9 protein-coding genes are annotated in these 4737 nt (G+C 66.6%); 5 read left to right on the forward strand and 4 right to left on the reverse strand.

The annotated features are described in order from the left end of the window. From ELR45_RS38475 to ELR45_RS19850, 3 genes are all read left to right on the forward strand, one after another. Positions 1-842: SAM-dependent methyltransferase (locus ELR45_RS38475; protein ID WP_205856911.1), on the forward strand; the 842-nt coding region annotated here is incomplete at its 5' end. Between the two features lie 7 nt (positions 843-849). Further along, the gene (locus ELR45_RS19845) at positions 850-1368 is read left to right on the forward strand and encodes a glycine cleavage system transcriptional repressor (protein ID WP_129667904.1); all 519 of its coding nucleotides are present in this window, start codon (positions 850-852) and stop codon (positions 1366-1368) included. After that, a complete protein-coding gene (locus ELR45_RS19850; protein WP_205856912.1) occupies positions 1365-1919 on the forward strand; it encodes a peptide deformylase in 555 nt (184 codons plus the stop codon). The genes ELR45_RS19845 and ELR45_RS19850 overlap by 4 nt, the downstream gene beginning before the upstream one ends. A gap of 23 nt (positions 1920-1942) precedes the next feature. Here the strand turns inward: ELR45_RS19850 and brnA are convergent, their stop codons facing one another. After that, positions 1943-2173, reverse strand: coding sequence for a type II toxin-antitoxin system BrnA family antitoxin (gene brnA, locus ELR45_RS19855; RefSeq protein ID WP_129667905.1), 231 nt, complete (start codon positions 2171-2173; stop codon positions 1943-1945). Next, positions 2163-2423 (reverse strand): BrnT family toxin, encoded by a 261-nt coding sequence (locus ELR45_RS19860; protein WP_129667906.1) that lies wholly within the window; start codon positions 2421-2423, stop codon positions 2163-2165. The genes brnA and ELR45_RS19860 overlap by 11 nt, the downstream gene beginning before the upstream one ends. Positions 2424-2567: 144 nt before the next feature. On the opposite strand from ELR45_RS19860, the gene ELR45_RS19865 reads away from it, so the two are divergent. Together ELR45_RS19865 and ELR45_RS41125 are read left to right on the forward strand one after the other, a co-directional pair. Further along, the gene (locus ELR45_RS19865; RefSeq protein ID WP_205856913.1) at positions 2568-3143 is read left to right on the forward strand and encodes a DUF2397 family protein; all 576 of its coding nucleotides are present in this window, start codon (positions 2568-2570) and stop codon (positions 3141-3143) included. Between the two features lie 21 nt (positions 3144-3164). Next, the gene (locus tag ELR45_RS41125; protein ID WP_129667908.1) at positions 3165-3449 is read left to right on the forward strand and encodes a DUF2399 domain-containing protein; all 285 of its coding nucleotides are present in this window, start codon (positions 3165-3167) and stop codon (positions 3447-3449) included. 61 nt (positions 3450-3510) lie between these two features. On the opposite strand, the gene ELR45_RS19875 is transcribed toward ELR45_RS41125, so the two are convergent. Beyond that, entirely contained in the window at positions 3511-4221 is a 711-nt protein-coding gene (locus ELR45_RS19875; protein WP_129667909.1) for a type 1 glutamine amidotransferase, read from the reverse strand. Between the two features lie 14 nt (positions 4222-4235). Continuing rightward, positions 4236-4631, reverse strand: coding sequence for a type II toxin-antitoxin system VapC family toxin (locus ELR45_RS19880; RefSeq protein WP_129667910.1), 396 nt, complete (start codon positions 4629-4631; stop codon positions 4236-4238). Positions 4632-4737: the final 106 nt, after the last annotated feature.

Consider the following 4737-nt stretch of genomic DNA (forward strand, 5'->3'; position numbering starts at 1 on the left):
AGCTGGTTCTCGGCCCGTCGATGGTGTATTCGTGTGCCTACTGGACGGGCGGCGACGACCCGTCGTACACACTCGAGGACGCCCAGCGGGACAAGCACGAGATGATCTGCCGCAAGCTCGGGCTCGAGGAGGGCATGCGGCTTCTGGATGTCGGATGTGGCTGGGGTTCGCTGGTCCTGCACGCTGCCCGCGAGTACGGAGTCACCGCGGTGGGCGTGACGCTGTCCCAGGCACAGGCGGAGTTCGCCAAGCGTCGGGTCGCCGATGCGGGTCTGGGCGGCCAGGTGGAGGTCAGGGTTCAGGACTGGCGCGACGTCGACGACGGCCCGTACGACGCGATCGCCAGCGTCGGCATGGCCGAGCATCTCGGCGCCCAGATGTGGCCCGAGTACGCTGCCCGGTTGTATGACCTGCTGGTGCCCAGCGGGCGGCTACTGAACCACCAGATCGTGCGGGCGCCGAAGCGTCGTGCCGGCTCGTCCCCGGAGCCGGGACGGTCGCACAGCCGGACCTTCATCGACGCGTACGTCTTCCCCGACGGAGAGCTGATTCCCGTCGCCGATGTGACCAGCCGGCTCGAACAGGGCGGGTTCGAGGTGAGAGACGTGCAGAATCTGCGCGAGCACTACAGCAGGACGCTGCGTGCGTGGGTGGCCAACATCGAGGGCGCCTGGGATCGGGCGGTCGCCCTGGCGGGTGACCCCCGGGCTCGGGTGTGGCGGCTATACATGACCGGCTCGGCGCTGTCGTTCGACGCCGGCCGGATCGGCATCCATCAGGTTCTCGCCGTGCGCCGCAACACGGACGGCCGGAGCGACATGCCGATGGTCCGTACGGTTTGATAGCCCTGTGAGTCACATCGCCATCACCGTCATCGGACACGACCGTCCGGGCATCATCGCCGAGACCACGAGCACGCTCGCCGAGCTTGGCGTGAACCTCGAGGACTCGACCATGACCCGCCTGCGCGGGCATTTCGCCATGATGCTGCTCTGCACCGGCGAGGTCTCCGCCGCGCGGGTGGAGGACGCTCTGGCCGGGCTGACGGCGGACGGCACCCTTCAGGTGTCCGCCCGGGAGGTAGCCGTGGAGGACCCGGCGGTCGCTTCCGCGCGACCGTACATCCTCACTGTGCATGGCGGGGACCGGCTGGGAATCGTGGCAGCCCTGACCCGCGCCGTCGCCGGCGCCGGAGGCAACATCACCGACCTCACGACGCGGCTGAGTGGGGAGCTCTACGTGGTGGCCGCTGAGGTCGATCTTCCGGCGGGCGCCGACGAGGCGGTGCTGACGGCAGAACTGGCACGGATAGGCCGTGACCTGGAGGTGGACGTGTCGTTTCGCCCGCAGGAGACGGACGTCCTGTGAGTCTCAGCGCGGTCAGCGGCTGGTCCGAGACGGACCTCGGGGTCGACGGGCGGGTGCTCGAGGTGGTCCGGGCGCCGGCCCCGGTGCTGTCGACGCCCTCGGCGAAGGTCGACCCCACGGACGCCCGGGTCGTCCAGCTCGCAGCCGACCTGGTGGCGACCATGCGAGTGTCTCCCGGATGCGTGGGCCTCGCGGCCTCTCAGGTAGGCATCGCACAGCATGTGTTCTGTGTCGATGTCGTCGGGCATCCGAAGATCCGCACGACGCACGGCACATTCGTTCTGTGTAATGCACGCGTCGTCGAGGCGAGCCGGAGGGAGAAGGGCCGAGAGGGCTGCATGTCCGTCCCCGACCTGACCGGTGACGTGAAGCGGGCCACCAGGCTGGCTGTCGTCGGACAACTGCCGGGATCCGAGGAAGAAGTCATGGTCGAGACCGATGCCTTCGAGGCGCGGGCGCTGCAGCACGAGATCGACCACTGCGAAGGCTTCCTGTTTCTGGACCGGGTCGCCGGCGCGCACGCCATCTACCCCCGCAAGACGTACATGTGATCGGACGCTGCGTGGCGAATGCGTCAAGCTGCCGTACCTCGATCAAGCCGTTGAGCAATCCACGTCTTGATGACGGCCTGGCGCGTAATACCGAGACGTCTCGCCTCCGAGTCAAGAGACTCGATCATCCACGCCGGGAAGTCCACGTTGACTCGGCGTTGCTCGTAGCCGGGGCGGCGTGCTGCCGTCATGTCCAAAGCTTCAGTGAGGTCCTCGCCCCGGTCGAATTTCGCGTCGAACTCTTCAGCTTTCATAGATCGCTACCTCCTCTGCACGGGAACGTCGAACGGAGATGATCCTCACTCGTTGTTCACGATCAGTAACTACTGCCGACCAGTGTTTGTCGTTGATCTGGCCGATGATCATAGATCTCGGCTCGTCGGCTGTTCGGGCGGGGATCTCTATGCGCATCGGGTCCCGCCATAGCATCTGAGCCTCGTCGAAGTCGATACCGTGCTTCTCCTTGTTCGCGGAGCTCTTCACTGGATCATACTCGAACTCCACTATAACCCTCCCCAAAATGGTATAAGAACTATATCTTTGTGTCGAGCCATCCTAACGCGGTGCCTGGAGATATGGCCGCGACCCTTACGCGTCATGTCGTGGATGTCTCGCGGTTCTGTCGGCGGCGTGTGGTGGGGAAGACGCGTGGCTGAGGAGACCCGTGACGAGCCGGAAGACGGGCCGGGACGGTTTGGTGTCTTCGCGCATCTGACATCGCCGGGCGCCGAAACCTACCGTCGGACTATGGCCGTCTTCGTCATGGCCAAGGAACGTTTCCAGGTGCGCCTTCGTCCGGAGGACGTCTACTCCGAGCTCCTCACCGACGGTGACCCCGTCGTCGAGATGGACGAGGTCGCGGGCAAGCTCGACAGCCTGGAGAACTGGGGCAACCTCCGCTCGGACCCGGACACCAGCCGGGTGACCGCCGTCGAGGACTTCTACCGCCGTCGGTTGCTCTACCAGCTTACGCATCCAGGTGAGGCCGCAGAGCGGGCACTGCGCACGTACGACGACGCGCTGGGCCGACGCGGTGCGCTGCAGGCGGTGGCGCTGGCCGACATCGAGCTCGGACTGCGCGAGCTGATGGTGCTGGCCGCGGCTGATGAACCCGACCTCGGCAAGCTGCGCAGTACGTTGAACTGGGCTTGCCGGGCGGAGGCTCGTCGGCGACCGCAGCCGCGCTCGCGCATCTGTCCGAGGCTGGGCAGCCGGCCCTGTTGACTCTGCGCCAGGTGGTCACCGATGACCCCGGTGCGATTCCGTCTGTCGTCTACGTCTGCGAGAACCCGGCGATCGTATCGGCCGCAGCGCGTCGCATGGGCACCCTGGCAGTTCAGCGGTGTCGACTACGTCGACGCCTTGGGGCGGATCCGCAGCCTCGATGCTCGGGCGGAGGCGCTTGCGGAGCTGAATGGGCCGCCAGTTGAGACACCGTGGGATCCGGCGCTTGGCGCCGCGATGGTCGAACACGGTGTCCGCGTCGAGGAGGAGCTGCTACTCGATGATCTGATCGCGGATCTGGCCTGAGCCGGCTTCGTGCTGCGGACTGTGACCTCTGAAATCTCCGCGACAGGACGAGCCGCGGAGATCAATGTTGTCGGGCGACTGTATCGGCGAACCCGCGGGCGACGGCGCGCCAATGCTCGGCGGACCGGGGCTCGTCCACGAGGGCCTGTTCGTAGAGGTGCTGCCGGTCGAAGCCCTGCCGGCGGAGTTCCTCCGCGTCCCACTCCAGAATCCGATCGGCTGCCGCCTCCGGGTGGAACTGCACACCCCAGGCGACGTCGCCGACCCGGAACGCCTGGTAGGGGCACCGCTCCGTGGAGGCCAGCCAGATCGCATCCGGGGGTAGTGCAGTGACGGCATCGACGTGATGCTCGATCGCGTTGACCACCCCGGGCAGGTCCCGGAACAACGCGTCGTCGCTGGCCTCGGCCCGCAGGCTGATCGGAGTGCTGCCTTGCTCGGGGGTGCCCGCATCGGCCAGCACCTTGCCTCCGGAGACATGTGCCAGAAGCTGGCCGCCCAGGCAGATGCCCAGCATCGGCCTGCCTTGCTCGAGCGCCTGCTCGACGAGTGCACGGGCCTTCGGCAGCCAGGGCGCGCGTCCGTCGTCGTCAGGCATGAACCCGCCACCCAGGACGACGAGCCCGTCGTGCTCGAGCGTGTCCGGCAGGAGCCCTCCGTCGTATGCCTCGACCACATCGAGCGAGAGCCCGTCGGCAATGAGCCAGTCGCTCAGCCTGCGTGGACCCCCTCGGGGAGTGTTCTGTATGACGAGGACCCGTGGGAGATGCATCCGTCGAGGATAGTTCAACGTCGAAGGTTGCGGACGGTGCACCGGACGCCAGGCACGCATTCCAGCTTGCTATCCACCGTGATCAGATCTGCGCTCAATGACTCGGCAAGTGCGACGTACGCGGCATCGAAGGGCCACAAGTTGTGTCGCAGCTGCCAGATGCGCGCAAGCAGCGGTGTATGCGGGTATCGCCGCAGGCTGATGGAGCCGAGCAGTTCCAGGGCCCGCTCGCCCTCATCCGCTGGCAGCTTCGCCCCTCGGACCAGACCGCGAAGCGTGGACGCGCACTCGAGGTCAATCGCGTGAGGCGCGGCCAGACTCTCGCCGATGGTGGCGACTCGTACATCTTCCGCGACCGGGTCCGTGCCGACCAGGAACTCGACGAGAGCCGACGTATCGAGGACGATCACGCGCGTGTCTGGCGCATCTCCGCGATGACGTCCAGCACGTCATCGCTGGTTACGGACGATCGCGCCGCGATGCTCCGAGCCTGCGCGGCAGCTTCCTCAACGGTGA

The sequence above is a fragment of the Phytoactinopolyspora endophytica genome, from assembly GCF_004138495.1.
Taxonomy (GTDB): Bacteria; Actinomycetota; Actinomycetes; order Jiangellales; family Jiangellaceae; genus Phytoactinopolyspora; species Phytoactinopolyspora endophytica.

Excerpts from the sequence above, each read along its gene's own strand:
- brnA (WP_129667905.1), bottom strand. The coding sequence starts at position 2,173 with ATGAAAGCTGAAGAGTTCGACGCGAAATTCGACCGGGGCGAGGACCTC.
- ELR45_RS41125 (WP_129667908.1), top strand. The coding sequence starts at position 3,165 with ATGACCCCGGTGCGATTCCGTCTGTCGTCTACGTCTGCGAGAACCCGG.
- ELR45_RS19875 (WP_129667909.1), bottom strand. The coding sequence starts at position 4,221 with ATGCATCTCCCACGGGTCCTCGTCATACAGAACACTCCCCGAGGGGGT.